Source organism: Streptomyces sp. W16 (genome assembly GCF_033194735.1).
Taxonomy (GTDB): Bacteria; Actinomycetota; Actinomycetes; order Streptomycetales; family Streptomycetaceae; genus Streptomyces.
In genome coordinates this window covers 1-3,261 of the sequence record NZ_JAWOAI010000792.1, presented here as the reverse complement: position 1 = coordinate 3,261, position 3,261 = coordinate 1, and the positions used below count along the sequence as shown (strand labels likewise).

Here is a 3,261-nt window from a genome sequence, read left to right as displayed (position 1 = left end):
GGCTCGCCCGGCCGGCCGGGACGATCCCCGATCTCGACGGGGTCGAGACCGCGCGCGCCCACACCGTCGTCGAGACCTACCTCGACGCGAACCCGGACGGCGGCTGGCTCGGCCCGCGCGAGTGCGCCGAACTCCTCGGCTGCTACGGCATTCCCCAGCTCGCCTGGGCCTGGGCCGACACCGAGGACGGCGCCGTCCTCGCCGCCGACCGGCTGCGCGGCGCCGACGGCCGGGTGGTCATGAAGGGCCACTGGCCGGGTCTGCTGCACAAGAGCGAACAGCACGCCGTCCACCTCGACCTGCGCGGCGACTCCCAAGTGCGCGCCGCCTTCCGGGACTTGGAGACCCGGTTCGCCGGACTGCTGACCGGCGTGGTCGTGCAGCCGCTCGCCGAACGCGGCACCGAGCTGTTCGCCGGCGTCGTCCAGGACCAGGTCTTCGGACCGCTCGTCCTCTTCGGCCTCGGCGGCACAGCGACCGAGATCCTCGCCGATCACACCGCCAGGCTCGCCCCGCTCACCGACCACGACGTGCACGACCTGATCACGGCCCTGCGCTGCGCCCCGCTCCTGTTCGGCGCGCACGGCAGCCCGCCCGTCGACCTCGCAGGCCTCGAACAACTCCTGCTGCGGCTGTCCCGCATGGCGAGCGACCTGCCGCAACTGGCCGAGGCCGACTTCAACCCCGTACTCGCGGCACCGGGTGGCGTCTCCGTCCTCGATGCCCGCGTCCGCCTGCTGCCCAACCGGCCGCAGGACCCGTATCTGCGCCGACTTCGCTGAGGAGGGAACACCATGAAGCACAACAAGGTCGGCTCCGTGATGACCACGGAGGTCGTCCGCGCCACGTACGGAACGCCGTTCAAAGAGGTGGCACGCCTGCTCGGCGAACACCGCATCAGCGGCCTGCCCGTGGTCGACGAGGACGACAAGGTCGTCGGAGTCGTCTCCGAGACGGACCTGATGGCCCACCAGGCCGAGGCGCCCGACCCGTACGAGCCGAAGAAGCGGTTCCGGTCGGCCGGCCTGACGCGCACCGCCAGGCAGCGCGCTCTGAAAGCCGAGGCCCGGACTGCCGGCCGGCTGATGACCGCGCCACCCGTCACCGTGCACGCCGACGACACCATCGTCGAGGCCGCCCGGACCATGGCGCAGCATCGCGTGGAACGGCTGCCCGTCCTCGACGAGGAACAGCGGCTCGTCGGCATCGTCACCCGCCGCGATGTGCTCCAGGTCTTCCTGCGGCCCGACGCGGACATCCGCGAGGAGGTCGTCGCCGAGGTGCTGGTGCGCGCCCTGTGGCAGGCGCCGAGCACCATCGACGTCGCCGTGGCGGAGGGCGTCGTCACGCTCTCCGGCCAGATGGAGCGCAAGAGCGAGACGGAGATCGCCGTCTCCATGACCCGTCAGATCGACGGCGTCGTGGCAGTCGTCGACCAGCTCTCCTACCGGCGGGACGACTCGCACATCCAACCCGAGGAACAGACGTACCGCGGTGTCACCAACACCTGGGTGCGCCACCTGTGAACTGAGAGGAGGCGAACCGCCATGCCCACCAGCGTGCTGGTCGCCTACGGGACGACGAACGGATCGACCGCGCAGATCGCCGAGGCCGTGGCCGAGGTCCTGCGCAAGGAGGGACTCACCGCCGACCTGTTGCCCGTCGGCTCCGTCGTGGACGTGCGGCCGTACGGTGCCGTGGTGCTCGGCAGCGGGCTGTACGCCGGCCGCTGGCTCCGCGACGCCCGCCACTTCATGAGCCGGCACGGCCGCCAACTGGCCGAGCGCCCGCTGTGGTTGTTCAGCAGCGGCCCGCTCGACGCCTCGGCCTCCGAGCGGGACATCCCGCCCGTGCGTGGCGTACGGCGTGCCATGGCCCGGCTCCACGCCAAGGGCCATGTCACCTTCGGCGGCTGCCTGGAGGAGGGCGCCAAGGGGCGCATCGCCCAGTCGATCGTGCGCAACGGGAAGGGCGGGGACTTCCGCGACTTCGCCGCGATCGAGGGATGGGCGACACGGATCGCGGAGGAGTTGCTGACGGCGCAGGAGAGGAGCTGAACACGAGGAGTGTTGTGCTGGTACTTCGCGCCGCGGACCTTCTTTCCGTAGCGGTGGAACAAGGTGCCGTCCACCGCTTGGGTCACCGCCGCGCGCGCGACCGGTGGGCCTTCCCGGCCAGTCCGGCGGCCTGCCACATCCCGGCGCCGGTGCGCGGACCGTTCGCCGACAGCACCCCGGTGACCGGCGCCGCCATCGTCGTGAACGAGGGGGTGGTGAAGCACGGCCGCGGGACTCCCAGCACGATCAACAGGGATGACGGTACGGACACCGCGTATGACCCGATCCGCCGCACCGCGTCAAGTTCGGAGCCGCCCAGCCTGCTGTATCGCCGGACGGCTCCGGGATCCACCCGGCTGACGAGGCCGCCGTGTCGGGAATGTGGACATGCTGCGTGAGGAACAGGGCTGCGCGGTCCAGTGCCTGGTCGGCCTCCTCCAGGACGCCGGCGAAAGCCTGGAACACGTGCGGCACGTCGGCGGTGATGTCGAGGATCACGTCCGCTCCGGCTGCGTGGGCGCGGGCGGCCAGACGGGTGGAGTTGTCCAGCATGATCTCATTGGTGCCCACCTGGATGAGCACCGGGGGAAGCCGGTCAGGTCGGCCCTCGAACAGCCGGGTGTCCGGCGGGAAGCGCACCTCGCGGCCGAAGTGGAGCAGCCGTTCGCGATGCACCGGGGGCAGTGCTTGGTTCACACGGAGTGCCATCGAAGGGGGCATCAGTCCGTCTCCGTTTCATGTTCGGCCTTCAGTACGGCGGCCGGCGGGTGGTCGTCGTGCCAGATGGCGGTGGTGCACGTACGCGACCTCGTATCTGCACCGTGCGCCACGTCGGCCCCGCCCCGCAGGTGCCGAAGGACCCATCGGCCGGGGCCGACCCTCTCCGCTCCCGCCTACGACGGCACGACGGCGACCGGGCAGCGCGCGTGCTCCAGGAGCGCCAGTGCGGTGGAGCCCGGGGTGGTGTCTCGACCGACCACCACCAGCCCGGACGTCTCCGAGGCGTGGGCCAGTGCCTCCGCCGGGGGAAGCAGGAGTACGTCTGCCCGGACGTCGACGTCCGGGTACTTGCTCCGCCACGGCCGCAGCGCGTCGGACAGCAGATCCTCCTCGTGGTCCTCCCAGGTGGCCCGGTCCGTCTCCGACACCGGGACGGGCGACGCGACGGCGCCCGCCGGCAGCGCCCACGCGTGCACAGCGTGCA

Annotated in this window: 5 protein-coding genes and 1 pseudogene; 3 read left to right on the top strand and 3 right to left on the bottom strand. The window is 71.5% G+C overall.

The features are described from left to right. The 3 genes from R6V09_RS49360 to R6V09_RS49350 all read left to right on the top strand — a co-directional run. Positions 1-782 (top strand): acetate--CoA ligase family protein (locus tag R6V09_RS49360; RefSeq protein WP_317887972.1); only part of this gene is annotated, 782 nt, incomplete at its 5' end. 12 nt (positions 783-794) lie between these two features. After that, positions 795-1,526, top strand: coding sequence for a CBS domain-containing protein (locus R6V09_RS49355; protein ID WP_317887971.1), 732 nt, complete (start codon positions 795-797; stop codon positions 1,524-1,526). 21 nt (positions 1,527-1,547) lie between these two features. After that, positions 1,548-2,057 carry a flavodoxin domain-containing protein gene (locus tag R6V09_RS49350; protein WP_317887970.1) on the top strand — a complete coding sequence of 170 codons (510 nt, stop codon included), beginning with the start codon at positions 1,548-1,550 and terminating at the stop codon, positions 2,055-2,057. A gap of 82 nt (positions 2,058-2,139) precedes the next feature. Here the strand turns inward: R6V09_RS49350 and R6V09_RS49345 are convergent, their stop codons facing one another. From R6V09_RS49345 to R6V09_RS49335, 3 genes and pseudogenes are all read right to left on the bottom strand, one after another. Beyond that, complete coding sequence (locus R6V09_RS49345) at positions 2,140-2,307, bottom strand: hypothetical protein (protein WP_317887969.1); 168 nt, start codon at positions 2,305-2,307, stop codon at positions 2,140-2,142. Next, entirely contained in the window at positions 2,304-2,765 is a 462-nt protein-coding gene (locus R6V09_RS49340; protein ID WP_317887968.1) for an alpha/beta hydrolase fold domain-containing protein, read from the bottom strand. The genes R6V09_RS49345 and R6V09_RS49340 overlap by 4 nt, the downstream gene beginning before the upstream one ends. A 185-nt stretch (positions 2,766-2,950) precedes the next feature. Then, positions 2,951-3,261, bottom strand: a pseudogene (locus tag R6V09_RS49335) (universal stress protein); the annotation flags it as partial.